The 20,364-nt window shown below is 49.3% G+C and carries 25 protein-coding genes; 23 read left to right on the top strand and 2 right to left on the bottom strand.

Annotated features, from left to right (window positions below; genetic code table 11):
• Positions 1-17: 17 nt before the first annotated feature.
• The 22 genes from ACD630_RS00435 to ACD630_RS00330 all read left to right on the top strand — a co-directional run bounded on the left by ACD630_RS00435 (position 18) and on the right by ACD630_RS00330 (position 17,546).
• Positions 18-1,370, top strand: a complete 1,353-nt coding sequence (locus tag ACD630_RS00435) for an anti-CBASS protein Acb1 family protein (RefSeq protein ID WP_430357758.1) — start codon at positions 18-20, stop codon at positions 1,368-1,370.
• Positions 1,306-2,151, top strand: a complete 846-nt coding sequence (locus ACD630_RS00430; RefSeq protein WP_430357757.1) for a phage minor head protein — start codon at positions 1,306-1,308, stop codon at positions 2,149-2,151. The genes ACD630_RS00435 and ACD630_RS00430 overlap by 65 nt, the downstream gene beginning before the upstream one ends.
• 62 nt (positions 2,152-2,213) lie before the next feature.
• A complete protein-coding gene (locus ACD630_RS00425) occupies positions 2,214-3,365 on the top strand; it encodes a DUF2213 domain-containing protein (protein WP_430357756.1) in 1,152 nt (383 codons plus the stop codon).
• 1 nt (position 3,366) lies between these two features.
• Complete coding sequence (locus ACD630_RS00420) at positions 3,367-3,864, top strand: structural cement protein Gp24 (RefSeq protein WP_430357755.1); 498 nt, start codon at positions 3,367-3,369, stop codon at positions 3,862-3,864.
• Positions 3,864-4,883, top strand: coding sequence for a hypothetical protein (locus ACD630_RS00415; protein ID WP_430357754.1), 1,020 nt, complete (start codon positions 3,864-3,866; stop codon positions 4,881-4,883). The genes ACD630_RS00420 and ACD630_RS00415 overlap by 1 nt, the downstream gene beginning before the upstream one ends.
• Entirely contained in the window at positions 4,883-5,209 is a 327-nt protein-coding gene (locus tag ACD630_RS00410; RefSeq protein WP_430357753.1) for a hypothetical protein, read from the top strand. Before ACD630_RS00415 ends, ACD630_RS00410 begins: the two co-directional genes overlap by 1 nt.
• 2 nt (positions 5,210-5,211) lie before the next feature.
• Complete coding sequence (locus ACD630_RS00405; RefSeq protein WP_430357752.1) at positions 5,212-5,625, top strand: DUF4054 domain-containing protein; 414 nt, start codon at positions 5,212-5,214, stop codon at positions 5,623-5,625.
• On the top strand, positions 5,609-6,061 hold the full coding sequence (locus ACD630_RS00400; RefSeq protein ID WP_430357751.1) for a hypothetical protein: 453 nt from the start codon (positions 5,609-5,611) through the stop codon (positions 6,059-6,061). The genes ACD630_RS00405 and ACD630_RS00400 overlap by 17 nt, the downstream gene beginning before the upstream one ends.
• Complete coding sequence (locus ACD630_RS00395; RefSeq protein WP_430357750.1) at positions 6,048-6,419, top strand: hypothetical protein; 372 nt, start codon at positions 6,048-6,050, stop codon at positions 6,417-6,419. Before ACD630_RS00400 ends, ACD630_RS00395 begins: the two co-directional genes overlap by 14 nt.
• Positions 6,416-6,931 (top strand): phage neck terminator protein, encoded by a 516-nt coding sequence (locus ACD630_RS00390; protein ID WP_430357749.1) that lies wholly within the window; start codon positions 6,416-6,418, stop codon positions 6,929-6,931. Before ACD630_RS00395 ends, ACD630_RS00390 begins: the two co-directional genes overlap by 4 nt.
• Positions 6,928-8,415: a DUF3383 domain-containing protein gene (locus ACD630_RS00385; RefSeq protein WP_430357748.1), complete on the top strand. Its 1,488-nt coding sequence runs from the start codon at positions 6,928-6,930 to the stop codon at positions 8,413-8,415. The genes ACD630_RS00390 and ACD630_RS00385 overlap by 4 nt, the downstream gene beginning before the upstream one ends.
• A gap of 10 nt (positions 8,416-8,425) precedes the next feature.
• The gene (locus tag ACD630_RS00380; RefSeq protein WP_430357747.1) at positions 8,426-8,860 is read left to right on the top strand and encodes a phage tail fiber protein; all 435 of its coding nucleotides are present in this window, start codon (positions 8,426-8,428) and stop codon (positions 8,858-8,860) included.
• Complete coding sequence (locus ACD630_RS00375; RefSeq protein ID WP_430357746.1) at positions 8,860-9,270, top strand: hypothetical protein; 411 nt, start codon at positions 8,860-8,862, stop codon at positions 9,268-9,270. Before ACD630_RS00380 ends, ACD630_RS00375 begins: the two co-directional genes overlap by 1 nt.
• A 187-nt stretch (positions 9,271-9,457) precedes the next feature.
• On the top strand, positions 9,458-11,269 hold the full coding sequence (locus ACD630_RS00370) for a lytic transglycosylase domain-containing protein (protein ID WP_430357745.1): 1,812 nt from the start codon (positions 9,458-9,460) through the stop codon (positions 11,267-11,269).
• A gap of 160 nt (positions 11,270-11,429) precedes the next feature.
• Entirely contained in the window at positions 11,430-12,269 is an 840-nt protein-coding gene (locus tag ACD630_RS00365) for a phage baseplate protein (protein WP_430357744.1), read from the top strand.
• The gene (locus ACD630_RS00360; RefSeq protein ID WP_430357743.1) at positions 12,266-12,568 is read left to right on the top strand and encodes a phage baseplate plug family protein; all 303 of its coding nucleotides are present in this window, start codon (positions 12,266-12,268) and stop codon (positions 12,566-12,568) included. Before ACD630_RS00365 ends, ACD630_RS00360 begins: the two co-directional genes overlap by 4 nt.
• 163 nt (positions 12,569-12,731) lie before the next feature.
• A complete protein-coding gene (locus ACD630_RS00355) occupies positions 12,732-13,418 on the top strand; it encodes a hypothetical protein (RefSeq protein WP_430357742.1) in 687 nt (228 codons plus the stop codon).
• 1 nt (position 13,419) lies between these two features.
• Entirely contained in the window at positions 13,420-14,130 is a 711-nt protein-coding gene (locus ACD630_RS00350; RefSeq protein WP_430357741.1) for a phage baseplate protein, read from the top strand.
• A gap of 62 nt (positions 14,131-14,192) precedes the next feature.
• Complete coding sequence (locus tag ACD630_RS00345) at positions 14,193-14,486, top strand: hypothetical protein (RefSeq protein WP_430357740.1); 294 nt, start codon at positions 14,193-14,195, stop codon at positions 14,484-14,486.
• Positions 14,483-15,715, top strand: coding sequence for a baseplate J/gp47 family protein (locus ACD630_RS00340; protein WP_430357739.1), 1,233 nt, complete (start codon positions 14,483-14,485; stop codon positions 15,713-15,715). Before ACD630_RS00345 ends, ACD630_RS00340 begins: the two co-directional genes overlap by 4 nt.
• Positions 15,712-16,356: a DUF2612 domain-containing protein gene (locus ACD630_RS00335; RefSeq protein WP_430357738.1), complete on the top strand. Its 645-nt coding sequence runs from the start codon at positions 15,712-15,714 to the stop codon at positions 16,354-16,356. The genes ACD630_RS00340 and ACD630_RS00335 overlap by 4 nt, the downstream gene beginning before the upstream one ends.
• 134 nt (positions 16,357-16,490) lie before the next feature.
• On the top strand, positions 16,491-17,546 hold the full coding sequence (locus ACD630_RS00330; protein ID WP_430357737.1) for a hypothetical protein: 1,056 nt from the start codon (positions 16,491-16,493) through the stop codon (positions 17,544-17,546).
• Between the two features lie 377 nt (positions 17,547-17,923).
• On the opposite strand, the gene ACD630_RS00325 is transcribed toward ACD630_RS00330, so the two are convergent.
• The gene (locus ACD630_RS00325; RefSeq protein ID WP_430357736.1) at positions 17,924-18,961 is read right to left on the bottom strand and encodes an acyltransferase family protein; all 1,038 of its coding nucleotides are present in this window, start codon (positions 18,959-18,961) and stop codon (positions 17,924-17,926) included.
• A 279-nt stretch (positions 18,962-19,240) separates the two neighbouring features.
• On the opposite strand from ACD630_RS00325, the gene ACD630_RS00320 reads away from it, so the two are divergent.
• A complete protein-coding gene (locus ACD630_RS00320; protein ID WP_430357735.1) occupies positions 19,241-19,381 on the top strand; it encodes a tail fiber assembly protein in 141 nt (46 codons plus the stop codon).
• Here the strand turns inward: ACD630_RS00320 and ACD630_RS00315 are convergent.
• Entirely contained in the window at positions 19,378-20,346 is a 969-nt protein-coding gene (locus ACD630_RS00315) for an Rpn family recombination-promoting nuclease/putative transposase (RefSeq protein WP_430357734.1), read from the bottom strand. The genes ACD630_RS00320 and ACD630_RS00315 overlap by 4 nt on opposite strands.
• Positions 20,347-20,364: the final 18 nt, after the last annotated feature.

Below are 20,364 nucleotides of genomic sequence, written 5' to 3'. Positions count from 1 at the left end.
CAGCAAAGATTACGCAAATGCACATCGATGCAGCTTCTGTTGCTAATGATGCTGCGCCGGTGAGTGAATTCAAGACCTATGAGCCATTGCCAGGCGTAATACCTACAGGAAAAGAGAAAGCCGCGTTTGCGATGGATGCGACACCTTACGAGGTGATCAATGCCATGTATGCCGGTACCGAGTATTCCGGCTTTCGTGGTTATCCGGCGCTGGCGGCAATGTCTCAGCAGGTTGAATACTCGAACATGCACAACGTATTTTCTGACGAGATGACGCGTAATTGGATAGAGGTAAAGAGCAAGAAAGGCGACAAAGACCCCGCGATTGACGAAATGATACAGGCGCTTGATAAGTACGATGTTAAGCGCCTGATGCATGAGGCTGTTCGGCAGGATTCAATGTTCGGCGTGGCGCATATCTTTATCGATGTGGGCGCGACGGGCGAAGAGTTAAGCAAGCCGATTTTCCTCGACCCGCGCAAGATCACTAAAGGTTCACTCAAGGGGTTGCGCGTCGTCGATCCGACATGGGTTTACCCAGCCATGTACAACACCCGCTGGCCTCTACGTGAGGGGTTCTACAAGCCGCAAGCGTGGTTCGTGATGGGCGATACTGTTGACGAGTCCCGGTTTATGGACATCGTTAGTCGTCCAGTACCAGACATCCTCAAGCCGTCCTACAACTTTGGCGGCCTGTCACTCACGCAGCTGATGGAGGATTACGTTACCGACTGGCGCGACGCCAGGAAGAACGTGATTAAAATTCTCCGCACGTTGCGCATGAGGGCGCTGAAAACCGACATGGACGCCCGACTAAAAGAGCCTGGAGCGTTCGATAAACGCATTAGGCTGTTCACGCAGTATCAGGACAATTTCGGCATCTGGGCATTGGATAATGCTGAGGATTTGCTACATCAGCAAACCTCACTCAGCGAACTGTCTGGACTCCTATCGAATTACCAAGACCAGCTATGCATGCCTGCGCGTATCACCAACTTGAAGTTGCTTGGAAACGCACCTGCTGGTCTGAATGCATCCGGTGACTCTGAGCTTGCTACATGGCATGAAACGGTGTCCGGGTATCAAGACGGAGAGATGCGCCGCCCGCTAGAGAATATCTTCAAGCTGGTTCAGCTTTCCGAGTTTGGCGCGATTAATGAAAATATTTACTTTGAGTTCTGCCCACTGGATGAAATCAGTGAGAAAGAGAGCGCAGAGATCACCAAAATTCGCGTAGAAACCGTGGCGGTGGCGGCAGACAGTCAATTGGTTAGCGCAGAAGAAGCACGTGAAGCCCTGAAAGGCATTGAAAACGCTGGTTTCGAAACTCTGGATGGTGACTATGAGCCGGAAGAAGACGAAGAGTCTTAAGCCAGTCAACTATAACGCCGGAAACATCAAATGGTATCAGCGGGAATTGCTCGCTGAAATCCGGGAGATGAATGATGACGTTAAGCGGCAAGTTCTCGATATTATCCGGGATAATCCGCTGTCTGAGGGGTCCGCGCTGGCGATGGACGCTAACCTGGTGCAACGGGTTAAGCGCACGCTCGATGCTCTGGCCCGTAAATGGGTAGACCGCTTCATCAACAAGGCATTCCCGATATCTGATGACTTGGTTAAGAAAACAGAGTCAGCGATTGAGCGGGGATTGCTGGCCTCTGCCAGGAAAGAGTCGCTCACCATCAACATGCAATGGACTACGGCAATGAGTAAGAAGGTTGATGCCATCATTGCTGAAAACGTGTCACTAATTCGCTCAATTCCTGAGAAATACTTCACTGAGGTCGAGGGGATGGTATATCGGGCGGTAGCTACGGGTGGTGACAGAAAGAAACTGGCAGATGAGATTGAAGCCAGTTTTGGCAAACGTCATGGCATCACCCGGCGTAGGGCTGAATTCATTGCCCGTGACCAGACTCGTAAGGCAACCAGCGCACTATCTGCCGCGAGACAACAAGCGGCAGGGATCGTAGAAGGTGAATGGGTGCATAGCGGCGGAGGTCATAAGCCACGACAGAGCCATGTGAAAGCTGGCAAGGAGCGTAAGCGCTTCAAGCTGTCAGAGGGCTGCCTGATTGATGGCGAGTACATCATGCCGGGACAACTGCCGAATTGCGGTTGTACGTGGAAGCCGGTACTTCCGTTCTGATTTGAACAACAACACAAGGTCACTTCAGTGGCCTTTTTTATTGCCTGAAGAAAGGTAACAGCATGAACGATGTGAAGGCCTTTGATAAGGCCAGCGTTCGCACCTACGACGCAGACGGGATGATGCACGTAAGCAACACCCCGGTCAGCAAAGCCAATGTGTGCGTCTATTACGGAAAAGAGATCCCTGACGCCGAGAAGCTTGGCCTTGACCCGAATAAGGGGTATCGCCTGCTCCGCGACCCTGAAGAGCTGCGCAAGGCAGCGCCAACATTCAACAACAAGCCGGTCCTCAACAAGCACCTTCCATTTACCGTCGTCGACCCGCCGAAAGACGCCATCGTTGGCTCGACCGGCACTGACGCCAAATTCGAACCGCCATACCTATACAACTCGATGGTGATCCACGATCTTGATTCCATCATGGGGGTGGAGACCGAGAGACAGAAAGAGATTTCATCCTCCTACCGCTACCGGCTCGACATGACGCCAGGCGAGTACGAGGGAGAGGCATACGATGGAGTTATGAGCGACATCGTTTGTAATCACGTGGCAATCGTGCCGAGTGGTCGGGCTGGACCCGACGTGTTTGTTTATGACTCCAAACCATCAACAGGAAGCAAAATAATGTCCAAATTAGACAAGCTGTGGGCTTACATCCTGCCGAAGCTGGCAAGCGATGCAGATCCAGAAGAAGTGAAGAAAGAAGTCGGCAAAGTCATCAAAGATGACGCTGAAAAGACAGCTAAGGATGAAGACTCAGAGGCTGAACGCAAAGAAAAAGAACGCCGCGCTGAAGGTGAAGAAACGGAAGAAGAGAAAAAAGAGCGCGAGGCTAAGGAAAAAGCCGCCAAAGATGAAGACGAAGACAAAAAAGATAAAGAAAAAATGGCAAACGACAGCCGCTTGGCGATGAATGCTGCCATTCGTCGTGAAGTGAGGCGCGTTGAGGAGCGTCACATCGCTTTGCGTCAGGCTGAGCGTGATGTGCGCCCGGTAGTGGGCGATCTGGCCTGCGACAGCGCTGAAGAGGTCTATCGTACTGCGCTGAAACAACTAGGCTGCGATGACCATGCCACTTTACCGGTTGCGGCTCTTAGTTCGGTTTTTAAAGCCTGGGCGCGACCTGCTGCGCTGGCACAAGATTCATCGCCGCAAATTGTGAGTGGCGACACCAAATCCGATGTACTGAAAATGATTCGCGGGGGTAAATAACATGGCATTTCAGCAATCAGTAGGTACGTATCGCGGCGTTGGTCAGGTAGGCCACCCCGCATCAACTTCTCCGATTATCGCTGCTGCCGGTGGCCCGGGCGCTTTTAAAACCGCCTCATCTGGCGTCACCATCGGCACATTTGTATTTCGCGATGCAACCGATCCCAAAATCGTCACTAATGTCGCTCCGGCTGCTGACTCAAAAGCCATTGGATTTATTCAGGATCTCGGTCAGGCAACTATTGACTATGGTAAGAGCGCGAACATGTTGATTCGCGGCGGTGTTGAAGTCTCTCCGAAAGTTGCCGGTGATTTTTGGGTTGAATCAAAGACTGTTGCCACTGTAGGCCAGAAGGTTTTCGCAAGCGTAACTGATGGTAGTATCGCCACGGATGCGGCGGGCGCTACCGTTACGGGGCATGTTGAAACTGACTGGTATGTATCTCAAGGTGCCGCAGTAGGTGACCTGGTAATTATTTCTTCCTGGAGTAAAGCGTAATGTCACGACCATCATTTAAAGACTTCATCCAGGTTGCCAACGCGCAGGGTATCTATTTGCAACCCTCTGTTAACCGTCTTGCAATGGATGCTGACCCTCAGCCTTCTCTGCCTGCAAACGGCGGCCTCCCGGCAATAGTTTCTACATTCATTGACCCGACGATTGTAGAAACGCTGTTTACCCCAAATCGCGCTGTGGAAATTCTCGGCAGAGAGGAAAAGCGTGGTGCATGGGCGCAGGACAGCTTCATGATTCAGCGCATTGAGGAGACCGGTGATACTGTGGCGTATGACGACTACAGCGAGCAGGGAGCGGTTCAGGTCACTCCGTCATGGGAACACCGTGACGTTTATCGCTATCAGACCGTCGTCCAATACGGCGAGCTGGAGCAGGAGCGTTACGGCTTGGCTATGCTGCCATACGCAGCAAAGAAGCAACGTGCTGCTGTCAACGTTCTAGACCAGGATCAGAACAAGTTCTATTTCTACGGAATTGCAGGGCTGCGCAACTATGGTCTGCTGAATGATCCGGCTCTACCAGCGCCCATCACTCCGTTAACCGTAAGCGGCAAGGTGATGTGGAAAAATAAGCAGGTAGTAGATAAGTACAACGATATTCTGGCTCTGTACGAGGACCTGGTTGCACGAACCAATGGTATCGTCGGTGATGGCGTTGATATGTCGTCCAAACTCGTTCTGGTGATGTCAAACAAACTCAGTGTAAATCTGAAATCAGCGAATGAAGTTTTCGCAACTTCACTTGAAGATATGCTGAAGAAAGCCTTTCCAAACATGCGTATCGAGACTGCACCTCAATACAGCACATCTGCTGGTGAGTTGATTCAGATGTTTGTTGAGACCGCTCAGGGTCAGGAAGTAGGCTTCATGGCGTACAGTGAAAAACTGCGCGCTCATCCGCTCATTACTGAGTTGTCTCACTACAAGCAGAAATACTCTGGCACCACCTACGGCGCTGTGATCACGCAACCCTTCATGTTCGCGCAAATGCTGGGGGCATAATGGCTACTAAATCTGGAAATTATGTTATCGGCTGTAAGCTGCCAACGGGGCTGACTATCACTCACGAAGGTCAAAGTATAACTTTAGCTGGCTCCAACGATTCGTTGCTGATTAACGGCTTTGGTATTACCCGCGATGTCCCCGCAGATTTATGGGACGGCTTCGCAAAGACCTTCGCTGAACAGCTGCTGATTAAAAACGGCATTGTTTTTGCAGTTAACGATGACAAATCAGCTCAGGATGCGTCTGAAGAGAGAAAAGACCAGAAAACAGGTCTTGAACAACTCGATCCTAACAGACAGCAAACTCAGCCAGATAAGGATTAACGATGGCAATCGTGGTGCTCGATATCAGCAAGTTCCGCGACATGTTTCCTGAGTTTTCCAATGTAACTGAGGCACAACTACCCTTCCTGTTTGACCAAGCTACCGATCACCTGAACAATTCTGAGTACTCACTCGTTGAGGATGCCGTTAAGCGAGAGCGCTTGTTCTATCTGCTTATGGCTCACTTAGCGTACGTGCGTTATGGGGATGCTAACGGTAACGGTGGTTCAGGCATGGTTGTGCGGTTGTCGTCAGCATCAGAGGGTAGTGTTTCCGTATCTTCTGATGCTGGGCAAATAGAGTTCCGTTACATGTGGTACACGCAGAGTCCTTATGGCATGGATTACTGGCAGGCGACGAAGGTTTACCGTATGGCGAACTACTACCCGGGGAGCGTGCATGGCGGATTCGATTGAAAACTTTCTCAATAACGTTGCGAGACAACTGGAGTCGAAGCAGGTGACGGTCGGTTTCATTGATGGGGCAACATATCCGGATGGAACGCCAGTAGCGATGGTTGCCGCGACTAACGAATACGGTCGACCCGAAAACAACCAGCCTCCTCGTCCGTTCTTCCGTAATGCGATTTCCGATCATGAAGGCGAATGGCAGGAAACTATAGCTCGAGGCATTCGGGCTCGCATTGCGGTTGACCAGGTTCTTGAGGTGGTAGGCGCTCAGATACAGGGTGATGTACAGGGATCTATCGCCACCCTAATGGAGCCAGCTCTTTCTCCTGCGACAATAGCTGCCAGAAAAATGAAAGGGAGAGACTCAACGAAGCCTCTAATAGATACGAAGGTCATGATCGGCGACGTCAACTACGAGGTGGGAGACATTGAATCTACGTAACATCGCCAATGCGGCCACTCACTGTGTAAACCCAAACATCACCGCCCTCGTTCGTCGGTACATGGGTGAAGCAATGGGGCCTGGCCGCAAGCCCATGCCTGAGTACGCACCGGACGAATCAATAACCATTCAGTTTCAGCCACTCACCAAAGGCGATTTACAGCACGTAGACGGCCTCAATATTCAGGGATTATTCAAGTCTATCCACGTAAACGGAAGCTTCTACAGCGTCAACCGCGAGATGCAGAAGGGCGGCGACCTGTTCATTGTCGATGGCAAAACGTGGCTGGTCATTGAGCCGCTGGAGTTATGGCCTGACTGGTCGAGATTGCTGGTTTGCCTACAGGTGGATACATGATCGATTACACCATAGACAACATCATCGATACGCTGGCTTATTTTGTTGAACCGATTTGCGGGAAAGCGCAGCAGGCTCAGGCGAATAGAGTCCCCATGCCGAAGGGTGAATTCTGCCTCCTCACTCCTTTGCGGTTTCCGCGCCTCTCCACCACTCGAGAAATCAGGCAGGACACCGGAGACCCATCGACAAGTGCCATGGGTTACACCGAAGTCCGGCAGGCCGATGTACAAGTGGATATATACGGCGCAAATGCCGGTGATCGGGCTATTGCGTTGGAGACTGTTTTCGCCAGCAGCTATGGCTACGACAAAATCAAATCCATTGATGGGCGATTGGCTCCACTGCATTCCTCCGCCGCTATTCAGGCCCCCATGATTAACGCCGAGAGTCAGTGGCAGGAGCGCTATATCGTCACTCTCTCGCTACAGGCTCACATTACCGTGTCGTTCCCTCAGGACTATTTCGACAATGCAGAGATCACTACAAAACAGGTAGATATACACATATGACCATTCCTCTGTCTAAAGACTTTTCCATAACGCCCAATGTCGTTACGCCTGCCGGTTCTGCGGTTGATGCTAACGGCCTGATGCTTACCGACAATGAACTTGTTCCTGTAGGTAAAGTTCAATCTTTCTATCAGTCTGCTGATGTTTCAGCGCTGATGGGTAGCACTTCAAGAGAATTCCTTGCTGCCAGGCAGTACTTCAATGGTTACGACAACTCCTCCGTTATTCCTGGTGAGTTGCTGATGTACCGCGTAGTGACCTCAGATGTCGCCGGGTACTTACTGTCTGGAAACCTGAAAGGTGTGCCGCTGGCTACGCTCAAGGCTATTCCGGCTGGCACTATCACTTTGTCTATTGACGGGGTATCAACTACCAGTGCGTCGGTGGACCTGTCAACCGCAACCAGTTTCTCAGATATTGCCGATAAGCTTGAAACAGGCATTGGCGCGAGCAAGGTCGCAGTTGAGTGGCTTCCCGTTGCAAATCGCTTCATCATCAGATCGGCAAGCACCGGCGCTGATAGTGAAGTATCCTGTGCGATTGCTGGAGCCCTGGCTAACGGCCTGCTTCTGACTGCCGCACCCGCTGCCGTGGTTTCACCTGGTGGTGCCGCTACGTCGCTCACAGACACAATGAATGGTGTCATCAATACCAATCAGAACTGGGTGCTGTTTAACTCGCTGGTTGAACTGACCGACGATCAGAAGCAAGAACTATGCGCATGGGTGAGCGCCAGCCATAACCGCTTTGGCTACGTCGTTCACGACACCACAGAAGCCGGGAAAGTGCCAAACAACGCGGCGTGCTTCGCCAGGAGCGTAGTTGCGGCAAATGGCTATGAGAATGTGTTCGTGGTTTACGGTTCATACCTGTACGCCGTGTCTCCTCTGGCTTATGCGGCCTCTGTCGACTTCTCACGCACCTCTGGGCGCGTGTCATACAAATTCCGTGGCTTTGCAGGGCTTGCGCCTAACGTAAGCGACCTGTCAGACGCTCAAGCGTTGAAGTCCAATGGCTACAACTACTATGGTGCTCACGGCCTAAACAAGACAATGAAGCGATACGCTTCTGACGGCGCTATAACGGGTAAATTTATGTGGCTGGACAGCTTTCTTAACCAGCTGTGGATTAACGCCAATCTGGTTTCAGCGTTTGCTAACCTGTTCACCAATAACCAATCGTACTCCTACAACGCGACCGGCTATGCTTCCGTGCAGGCGGCGGTCATTGACCCGGCAGAGCGTGCGGTTAACTTCGGCGCTATTCAGAAAGGTGTAACGCTGGACGCATCCCAAATCCGTATCCTGAATACCACCGTAGGAAAGGACATTTCCTCAACGCTGTATTCTCAGGGCCACTACCTTCACATCCCGACGCAAACCGGGGATGCTCGTATTGATCGGGAATTGAAGGGTGTCATTTTCTATTATGTAGACGGGCAGCTAATCCAGTCTATCACCATGGCCTCTACCGCAATCCTGTAAGGACGACAAAATGCCAATTGACATTACCAGTGCTAATTCCAGGCTGCGCATCGTCGTGCCTGCTTACTATCCGGGTGGCTTTGATGTTGATGACTACGCCGCCGACAACATGTTTGAAACTGGCGCGTTGCAGAACAAAGAGGACATGATGTCGGCGGATGGCAAATACCATGCTGGTTTTATCTTCAACCCGACTGAATTCACTATCAACCTGATGGCAACATCTAACGCCAGTCGCCTTCTCGATGACTGGATGGCCGCCGAGCGAACGGCTATTTCAGCCTTTGCATGTAACGCCGTACTGACTGTTCCGGCGCTGAGCGCTAAGTGGAACTTTGTAAATGGTGTGCTGTATACGTGGACGCCGACGCCTCCGGGCCGCAGGATCCTTCAACCCCGCCCGGCGGTATTCCATTTTGAATCAGCAACACGGAGCGCTATCTAATGGCACGTAAAGAAATCATCTATGTCGTTGACAACGAAGGCCGCGACAAAGGTAAAGAGTTCATCATTACCGAAATGTCGGCATGGGACGCTGATACGCTGGCACAGGATATCTTCCGTGCTATGGGTGAATCGAACTATAGCGGTATCCCGGCTGATGTGATCGCTATGGGATGTGCTGGTCTGGCAACCGTGGGCCTGAGCGTTATTTCTGCGTCATCCCCGGATGTGGCAAGAACACTGCGCGACCGCCTCATTGATACCGTTGAGGTTGTTATCTCTCACGATGGGCGCCAGCAGCGCCGCAAGGTTAATGGTGCTATTGATTTTGAAGAGGTATCCACCATCCGTTCCCTGCTGGATAAAGTATTCCAGGTGAATTTCAATTTTTTAGCCATCGCCGAAGAGTAAAGTACCCCTTCCTTGAAGAGGATGCTCTTCCGGCCAAGTTAGTCACCACCGAAAATATCTCTCCATCCATCAGCGCTATTATCTGCTCTGGTAAAGCCTCTTACATCGATCTCCAGGAGAGGCTTTCCGTAGTGGATATGTACAACCTTCTTGAGATCATCTCCGTGGAAAACTTCAATCAGCGCGTATGGCACAAGCACCAGGAGCAGCGATGATTATTAATGAGTTGGCCTATAAGGTCACAATCAAGGCCGATGAATTCCTTAACGGTAAGAAGAAGGTTGGCAATGAGGTTAAAAAGCTGGAAGGTGACTTCGAGCGCTCTGGCCGCAACATTAAGCGCACTCTCAAATCGTCGTCTGAGGACTTCACTCAGTTCGGCAAGGCTGCCGTGTCGTCATTCCGTGGCGTTACAGTAGCCGCCGCTGGGTTCTTGGGTATTGGGGCTGGGCTGTACGGCATTAAGCAGTTATTTACCTCGACCGCAAACGAGATTGTACGCGCCAGCACTCAGGCCAGGTTCTTCGGATCGGACGTGAACAGGATGTTCGGCGTTCGTCGCGGATTCCAGCAAGCAGGGCTAAACGGTGACGCCTTTATCGGTGCTTCCGGCAATGCTCGCCTGGCGCTGGCGAACATCCAGGACCCGACCATATTCGGCGGCCTGACGGGGGCGGCACAAAACCTGATGGTGTTGGGTGCTCGCACTGGTCTGAACATCAACCAGCTTGGCGACCCTAACAAGGCGCTGGCTGAGTTCACTCGGTACAGTAAAACGCACTCGCAAGACAACCTCATGCAGGTCATGGCCTCTGCGGGGTTCGACCCGACCGACACCGCCAGGATTAAATCTGGTGAGCTGAAGTCACTGGTGGACTCGGAAACGAAGAAGTCCAATATCACCGTGCAACAGCTGAAGGAGCAGGAAAACCTTGTTGTTAAAATGGGTGAACTTGGCTCGCAAATAGACCGGGTCGCTCAGGGACTTGCAATCGCCTTCGCGCCTGAAGTTATTGAGGGGATGGAGGCATTCGGAAAATGGATCGAGACACACCAGGGAGACCTCATCGGTTTCTTCAATAACGCTGGTGATGCGGTGAAAAAATTAACTGATGCCGTGGGTGGGGCTAATGCGCTGTTACTCCTGCTTGCTGTGGGGCTAAGGGCTAACCCGCTAGTCAGGGCAGCACTCGCAGCCACAAGCGTTATTAATGCCATAGATGATGTTCAGGGCAGCGCTAAGTCAAAAGGGCAAAGCGTTGGTGATCACATGTACGATAAGGTTCACGCACCAAGAGACCCGCTTACGTGGGGTGATGTAAGTCACTCTTGGGATAAGCTAACTGGATGGGTTGGTAATATGTTCTCCAGCGATCCAGTTCAGCATGCACAGTCAGGAAAGAAACAGCCGCTATCCAACGAGAGAATGAACGACTTGCTGCATGGTGTCATGATGACAGAGTCAGGTGGCAACCCTCTGGCCTACAATGCATCATCCGGCGCGGCAGGCGCTTATCAGCTCATGCCTGCTACAGCAAGAGATGTAGGACTCCGCGTTGATTCTCAGGTTGACGAACGGCTAGACCCTGAAAAATCCCGAGCCGCAGCCTCAATCCAGCTGATCAAACTTTTTAAAAAATATGGTGGCAACGTTGATAACGCGCTGAGGGCTTACAACTGGGGCGAAGGCAATGTCGATAAGTGGATTGCCAATGGTAGCGACCCCGCCGCATTGCCAAAAGAAACCAGGGAGTACACCGGCAAGGTTCATGGCAATATGGGGGATGCGAGGAATTATTACGCCACTCAAGGACGCCTGGCTGACAGCCGACCCTATCAGTTATCATCAAGCGGTGGAAACCAAATCAGCAATAGCACTTACATCAACACGGTTAACGTGAACAGCAACCCGCAGTCTGTTGATGCTCTAAATCGCAGCGTTGAGGATGTAGCGCGACGCTCGTCAACAAATGCGCCGTATTCAAGTGGCGTGAGGTAGTACACCTTAACCGATGCAATAACACGCAATAGCCTACTTAGGTGGGCTTTTTGTTGGAGAAAATTATGCCTGTATAGCCAACCGACTTAAAAATGATGACAACAGATACCCTGATATGCGGCAAAAAAAGCATAGCTGGGTGTTATCAAAATAATGTCAGTTGGCTATATTGCCAGGAGAAAAGATGAGCATTATCAGCCTGAATACGGCGGACATATTCAATGCTATCGGCGGAAGTTCTCCGCTCTCTATCATCAATAGCGGCCTTCATCCTCAGTACGTCATCAGAAAGCACAAATCATCAGAGGTGGCGCTTAATTTCAGTGGCATGGTTTCTATCCAGCCCAGCGGTCGGGCTCAGATAACCACCGCCCCGGTTGAGGGTGGGAAATATCAGTCAATAAACAAGGTAAAGGAGCCGTCGATTGTTCGTTGTGAGATTGTCATATCTGGGCTAACGGGGTTCTCTGGCCGCATTCCTAACATCTTCGATCTGACATTTACCAGTCAGAGCCGGGTGTTGGAAACCATCAGGAACATGCTGGAGAAAGCGGAGGTATACGACATCGAGACCCCGAAAGAGACGCTGACGAGTTATGACCTGGTTGATCACTCATACGAAGTGACATCGCAGCGCGGCGTTTCTCTGCTGACCATATACCTTTACTTTCAGGAGGTCATGCAGCAAATGGTTGTCTCCCTATCGGGGGCGCAGGACAAAGACAAGCTAACGAACAACGATAAATCCCAGGGCACTACCGGGATGGCTGAAATAACCCAAGAAGCAGGCTCTACGCCGTCCACTGTTGATCAGCTAAGCAACTCGTGGGGATCGCTGAAAAAATCTGTTGGAACGATTGCAGACTCAGCCGCAGGGAAAATAACCGCAGGATACCAGAGCGCACTGGAAAGGGTGGCCAAGCCGGTTCTTACCGTTGTGGACAGTGCCGGGCAAAAGCTTGGTGAATTGGCTAAAAATATCACCGGGAAAAGCACATGAGAACAATCCCGCTTGAGCCTGAAAAGTCTCAGTCAATATCTATCAGCCTTGGCGGACAGCAGTGCCGCATCAGGCTGGTTCAGCGCGTTTCTTTCCTATACATGGACATGGAGGTTAACGGCGTTCCTGTTCTTCAGGGGGTTCCATGCCTGTTTGGTAACAAGATGGTGCGCTACCGTCACCTGGGTTTCCGTGGGGATATGGTTTTCATTGATAACTCAGGTGAAAGCAATCCTCAGTGGGATGGATTGGGCCGGAGGTATACTCTGTACTACATAGAGGAGAGCGAACTTGTATAAAAAGCGATCTCTCCGATTTGAGTTCACGAATCACCCTGAACCGTTTGAGGGAATGAAGGGCAACAACAAAATATCGATAGATAACGTTCGATCCAGCATATCCCTCCAGTCATCAGGAAATCTATTCGGGACACAGGTTAGCGCCAACCTTTACGGTTTAAGCATGGAATTACTTGCTGCCTTATCAGCAAGGGCGATGGGGAATTACGGCACGGGAACCGAAAGCGTGTCGCTGGATATTTTCGTTGAAGAGAATAAGATTTTCTCAGGGTTCATGAATTCATCCATTGCCAACATGAACATGGTTCCCAATGCGGCGCTCATAATAAACGCAACGGCAAGTGATGAGCTACAGAATAAGGTTATGCCCCCTTTTTCTTTCGGCGGCACAATTCCGGTAACAGATATTTTGACGGCAATATGCAAGCCAGTAGGCTATGAGCCGTTAATTACCGGGCTGAAAAATCCGGTGGCGACAAATCCACACTACTCAGGTAGCGTTTTTGAACAGCTTTCAGGTGTATGTCATGACTTCGCGATAGCGATGTCTGTCATGCAGCCCAAAATATCCTTCTGGCCCTCGGAAAGTAAAAGGGATGACGTTATTCCCCTTGTTTCTCCCAGTCATGGGTTGATCGGTTATCCCATATTTTCAAACGGCGGGGTGATGTTTCAGACTCAGTTTTCAACCCTGCTGACGACAGGGAGGAATATAAACCTTGAAACTTCACTACCTCACGCAAAGGGAACTTATCAACTCACCAGCGTGACGCATGAACTTTCATCAATGATACCTGATGGCCCGTGGCACTCAATATGCATGGCCAACAAACCGAGAGACGGAGTGTGACGTGTCAGATAAATTACTTACACCAACCGGGCCACAAACTAACGATGCGGAATCGCTTGATTATATTTTCAAGCAGATGTTATCAGGTTATTTTTTCATTGAACTTGTTGAAGTAAAGGCGATTAAAGGCGAAGCGCAAAATCTGACTGTCGATGTTCTCCCGCTAGTTGCTCGCCTTGACCAGAATAATCAGATGATACAAAACTCTGTGGTGTACAACATACCCGTTTACCGTGCGCAGCGTGGAAATAGTGCGATCATCATGAACCCCGTTCCGGGCGATATTGGGTGGATTGCCGTTTGCGACCGTGATAATTCTGTAGCCCGTGCAAATCGGAAAGAGTCTGTGCCGGGAAGTCGTCGTGCGCACAGTAAATCAGATGCCATCTATATGGGCGGCCTACTCAATAGGCCGCCGACGCAGTTTATAGAGTTTGCGGATGGAGCACTGAATATCACTTCACCGAACCCGGTAAATTTGATCTGTTCAAAAGCGACGGTAGTAGCCCCTCAAGGCGTAACTATAAATACCCCTTCCGCGCATTTCACCGGGGACGTAACGGCAGACGGCAACATCACTGATAATGCGGGAACACAGGCTTCATCACTAAAAATGCTGCGTGACAACTACAACGACCACAAACACCCAGTGAGGGGGGGTCAGCCAGGCTCTGCCACCGTCATTTCCAATGCTACGGATAAAGCATCATGACCTACCGAACGCTAAAACTTTCGATGGAAGTGTGGGATTTGACGTTGGATGGAAGCGGGAATATGGCTATTGCAGATTCAGGTTATGCGGTAGCTCAGGATGTTGCCAGCGCCTGCCTGGTGTTTGCTGGCGAGTGTTATTACGACAACACGTTGGGCATCCCGTGGAAAGAAGAGGTTCTTGGTCATCGTCCTTCACCGGGGTACATTGCCGGGAAAATGGAGGCAGAGGCCAGAAAGCTACCCGTCGTCAATCAGGCGCTCGCTTCCGTGCTCTTCGACAAAAACACCCGGCAGACTCGCGGGGTTATCCGCATAACTGACAACGACGGAAACGAATCGCAGGCCACCCTATGACAAAATTAAAAACGGCAGTCCCCGGAGTGACGATAACCGAAAATGGGTTAAGGGTGCCAGACATTGCCGATGTTCTTTCCGGGCGCCTTACTGACATGGATACAGCAATGGGGGGCGGGGCGAGTAACTCCCTGTCATCACTCCAGGGGCAGATTGCACAGTCCGATACCGAGATTATTGCCACAAACTACGACGCGCTGCTCTGCCTGTTCAACCAGATGAATCCAGACTACGCGACGGGGCGCTGGCAGGATGGGATAGGCCGTATCTCCTTCATGGAGCGCATCGCTGCACGAGGGACTATAGTCACCGCAACCTGTACGGGAGCCGCCGGCAGGACAATCCCACAAGGAAGCACTGCACAGGATAAATCTGGCTACATCTATGCGTCCATAAGCGCCGCCACGATTGGCCCTGACGGTTTGGTCGATGTTGAGTTCCAAAATCAGACGACCGGGCCTATAGCTTGCGGTGTTGGTGAACTAAACCAGATTTTATCTCCAGTTTCAGGGTGGGATGCCCTGATTAATCATGCCTCTGGAGTAGTGGGTATTGATGTAGAGTCGCGCATTGCATTTGAGACGAGACGCCGACAATCTGTAGCACGCAAAGGAAGAAACACAGACGCGTCAACATTGGCGGCGCTTCTTGCTACCGATGGTGTACTTGACGCTTATGTATGGTCCAATCGAGAGGACGTGACGGTTGATAAGGGTGAAACATCATTCCCGGTAGCTCGCCACTCCCTCTATGTGTGCGCCTATGGAGGGACTGACGTAGATGTTGCGGAAGCGATATACGGAACAAAAAACCCCGGCGTAAACCTGAATGGAGACGCTACATTTATTATTCAGGACAAAGAAAATTACAGCCCACACTATCCTGAATATATAATACAATGGAAGAAAGCAGAACCATTGAGGATATACTTTCGAGTGCAGATACAAAACGACATAATCAATCTTCCGTCTGATGTAACAGCCCATATTAAAAGAATGGTTTCCAGAGTTTTCAACGGTAACTACGAAGGAATAACAAAGGCGAGAATTGGATCAAGGATTAGCGGTGGTACGTATTACGCACCCGTGATAAGCATTTCTCCTGAATACATGAATATTCTATCCTTAACCATTTCTGTGGATGGTGTTAATTATTCTCAGTCGGTAACGGCAGGCATAGATCAAGTGCCCACCATACAGGAAGCTGACGTGGAGGTGATCACAGTGTGAGCTGGAAAGAAACCATACTGACTCAATACTCCGCAAGCCCAAGATTACTGGCAATCATCGAAACATTTAATCAGGCCATGAATATTGATGATTTTACCGATAAATTTATAGATGAAGTTTGGGATGTAACAACAAATGGAAGCTACGGGCTGGATATTTGGGGTAAAATAGTAAACGTATCAATATATATTCAATCTGATATGAGCAGCAACAGTTTCGGGTTTTCAGAAGCGGACGACGGTAATGTTAATGATTACCCCTCGCCATTTAACGAAGAGCCTTTTTATGCAGGCGTTCAAGAGACTGAAACCGTTAGACTTGCTGATGATGCATACAGAACACTTATTTTAGCTAAAGCATTTTCCAATATCAGCATGGCGACAATAAGAGAAATGAACAGGTTTTTAACCATGCTCTTTAAAGGGAGAGGAAAGGCATTCTGTGTTGATTATGGTGAAATGAGAATGGGGATTATTTGTGAGTTTTATTTAGCGCCTTACGAAAAGAAAATATTGAATAAATACGACGTATTACCAATCCCTCAAGGGATTTTATTGACGACCACTCAGCTTGTTCCGCCCTATTTTGGCTTTGCTGATGACACATACCCGTTCAACGATGGAACATTTTTTAAAGGTTAATCATGAATAGAAGCTCTCCACCCAAAAAACAGCCACTCCCATTCGGAAGGAATGGGCAGAGGGAGAACCTTCTGGAGGATACCCCAGCAGGTGACAACACAGCCTCTTATTCAAAGGGATTCCCTCCCGTAACAATGATTCTGAAAGCCGCAGGAGGGCTTCCCCCGAAGGGGCAGAACATGAACCAGATACTATTTGAGCTTTCTGATTTAATGCGCTGGGCGAGCACAGGTGCGATAAACTCATTCGATCCCGCATTTTCATCAGCAATTAGTGGATACCCAAGCGGGGCTCTCGTATTAAGCGATGCTGGCGACAAGCTATTTATTAGCGTCATAGACAATAACACTGACAACCCAAATTCAACAAATACCGGATCGTGGAAAAACGCGGCAGATTTTATCGGTGTTTCTGAATCCGTACAACAAGATATAGACGGGAAGCTGGCGAAAGACCAGAACGGCGCGGATATCCCCGATAAAAATCAATTTGTGAAGAACCTCGGTTTAACGGAAACGGTAGATTGTGCAAAAAACGCACTGGATAAACGTACTGGTGGAACGGTCAATGGCGACATTATTTCACAGGGTGGCAAAATCGGACTGAAGGGGGATAACCGTAAGCATTTTATCCTCGCGAATGCTGATGGCAAAGTGCGCGCCTATATCTACAAAGACAAGGGCGGTGATGGAATACACATCAATAACGGTATTGATGGCGGCGGCGATTATATTTTTCATAAAGATGGCGGTTTTCGTGCCCCTTCTTCGGTGTATGCCGGAGCCGCAAGGATAGCCTCTGACGGCAATATCTACGGTAGCATGTGGGGCAATCAATGGCTGGACGCTTACCTGAAAAAGACCTTCCAGCCCAAAAAAACCGGTTTAGTCGATATCGTAGAAACGGGGTCTGGTACAGGGTATTACTGGCGAAAATTTTCGGACGGGAAGATAGAAATTTTTGGGCGTCTGGATTCAACATATGGTGCGCCGCTTGATGTTGTTTTCCCGAAAGTATTTACCGAAATCCCGTTTCTTTTTGTGAAAGAAAATGGCGACTCAGAAGTTAACGGCTGGGTGATGAGAGCCAGAAATTTGTCAAAAACAGGGTTTTCAGTGCAGTGGAACTTTTTCAGTTCTTCAGGGCAAGGTAGTGCAATGGAGGTATGCTATCACGCTATCGGTAGTTGAGTGAGTACCTCCGCCGTTATTGCCCCGCTACAGGATGCAGTAGATGGGCACCTCGAAAAACCTAGACGCCTTCATTTTTTATTTTTAAAAACGCTCGGTTATTGCTCAATTTTGGTGTTTTATGAGCACATCATGTACAAAAAACAAACAACCTCTTTTGGTTCTGCTCTAATTTATCGCCGAGATTTACCTAACATGAGGTTTTTCGAGGTGCCCAGTAATGAATTGGTTGTAGATGGCGAAGGGATCGTTACCGTCGATACAAGTGGCCCGTGTAGCGAAACTGGGCGTTGACCTTCGGTAGGGCTTTGTTGTAATCTGGAAAAGAATCGATTTATTCAACAAAGCCCTATTTGTCTACGACTAAAAGGGACGCATCACACCGATGTACTGATTACCTTACTATTTGACGTTTTTTTAACGGAAAATCGCTTCTCGATAAAGTGATAAGAAATCATTGACAACAATAGGGTAGCTAACCCGAGAATCAGCCATATATTAATGCTATCCATACCGTAAAATAAATCTTCATTTTTAACTAAAAAGCTTAAAACAACGAGTTGCATCAAATAAAATGAATAAGTTATCTCTCCTAGGTAAATGAATGGACGAGTGATGAAATTGTATTTTATATTCGAACATGCTAAAACATATATAATTGCTGCTGTGGCAGGAACCGTGGCGAAGTTTCTTTTCATGAATCCAGGGTTACCTACGGCTGATATGGTTATCAATACCGTTAAGGCTAGAAGTAAAATAATAACTTTGCTTTTCTTTTTTTTAAGTCTGGTTCCTGATGAATACATACATCCTAAGGAAACACCGATAATAAATTCAGGGAGACGATGAATTGGACTTACATAAAAATAAGTTGCATCTTTTTCACTCCCAAAAACAAAAGCGAGTGGCGTTATTGATGATGTGATTATGAAGGCAGTAATAAGTGCCGTCTTGGGGGTATTTTTAATAATAGGAAATAGTAAGGGGAACGTCATGTAGAAAAAGAACTCTGTCGATACAGACCATGAACCAGCGAAATGCCACACTGGTGAACTACTAGGAATCCATGATTGGGTTGCGCTTAAGAAAAGAATCAATGTTGGAATTATTTTATTACTGGCAACATAAAATAAAAAAGGTAAAGATATTATCCCCATAAATAAATAAGCAGGGTAAATACGTAATAATCGTGCTTTAAAATAATCGTGTCTTATGCCATTTCTAGAAGACCAGGCCATGACAAAACCGGATAAAACAAAGAAGAAAGTCATCCCAATGGCACCATTGTTTAACACGCGAGCAATCCAATGTGGCACATCAATAGGGTGTCTAAGATAACAATGAAACACAAAGACATAAAATGCGGTAATGAACCTAAAAATGGTTAACCCATAAAGTGACTGTTTATTATCCATTTGATTTTTTTTACCTGAAAATGAGTATCAGTCAGTTGAGATTCTTTTATCTTAACATTATCTATGCGGAATTCGAACCAATTACTGCGGCAATGTTTCGTATTGTGAATGGTGAGAGCAAATGTTGGAATCTGAGGCTACAACAGAAAATGCTGAGAAAGTGGTGGAACCTGTAGTTCAACCTGATAACGAGGGATTAAGCGAATAATACGAATCGCCCAGCAATGATGTCGAGCGCATCCTCAAGTGTAAAAACAGGAATAGGGGTGAATGCCAAGGATGGCAATGGGGCATATATGGGGCAAAAAATTAGCGCTGACTGAATGGCAGAAATATGCGGTGCTGTTGAGTTGTGTTGATGTGAGTGCTGCCGATATTGAGTGGCCGGAAGCGCCCGAAGGTGAAAAAACGGGGAATTAGCGTCGGTCGTCGAACAGAGTGGCCAGTTCATCATCGGACAGGCCGGTCGACATTTTGACGATGGTGCGTTCAACACCGTTGGCGATAAGTTGCCTTGCAATGTTGAGCGAGGCGCTATGCTCGCCTTCTTGGCGACCTTCTTGGCGACCGAGGTGAATGCCTTCTTGCCGACCAAGAAGTATTCCTTTTTCAATGCCGCGTTGTTCACCTTTGGCTTCAAGCTGTTCTGCGATAGTCATCACGTCCTCCCGGTAATCCGTGGTTTTGGTGGCGATCCCCTGCAAGAACTGCTCGGCGTTCGAGGTATTGCCACGTTCGAGAATATAATACATCAAGCCCCGGAACTGCTCTTTGGGCACTGCCCATTGCTCAAGCAGACAGGCCAGCTCGTTAACCAGTTCCAGCATATCCCGTGTACGAATATGTTTCTGCACCAGCTCCAGCAGCGCTACCCGCCTATGCGTCAGGATTTCGTCATCCGGTATTGCGGTAATATCGACCAGCGGGAATGCCTGTGTATAGACTGATTCTGCCAGTTCAGGGTCAGCAAAGCAATCGAGCCATTGGGTGCTGTAGGGGTAGGGCGACGTGGTGCCGTGGTAGAACAGGAGCGGGATGACCACGGGCAAGGTCTCGTTGCCTTGCTCCAGGTGCCGCTGCATGGCTGCCATGCTATAACGCATTAAACGCCACGCCATCAACTTCTCGGGCCTACTCTGGTGCTCGATCAATGTGTAGATATAGCCTTTCCCCGTTTTTGTCTGCACGGAATAGAGCATATCCGAACACTGGGTGCGCAGGTCGTCTTCGATAAAACTGCCCGACTCCATTGCCAGCGTACTGAAATCGCAGCGTTCCCGTAGATGAGGCGGCAAATGGATTTCCAGAAAGTCTCGGGCGACCGTGATATCGCCGAGGAACTTTTTGAACAGGGAGTCATGTTGGGAGAGTGAGGATGTTGTCATTGGCGCAGTATACCTTGC

It is taken from the genome of Symbiopectobacterium sp. RP, assembly GCF_050472005.1.
Lineage (GTDB): Bacteria > Pseudomonadota > Gammaproteobacteria > Enterobacterales > Enterobacteriaceae > Symbiopectobacterium.
This window is presented reverse-complemented; position numbering and strand designations above follow the sequence as displayed.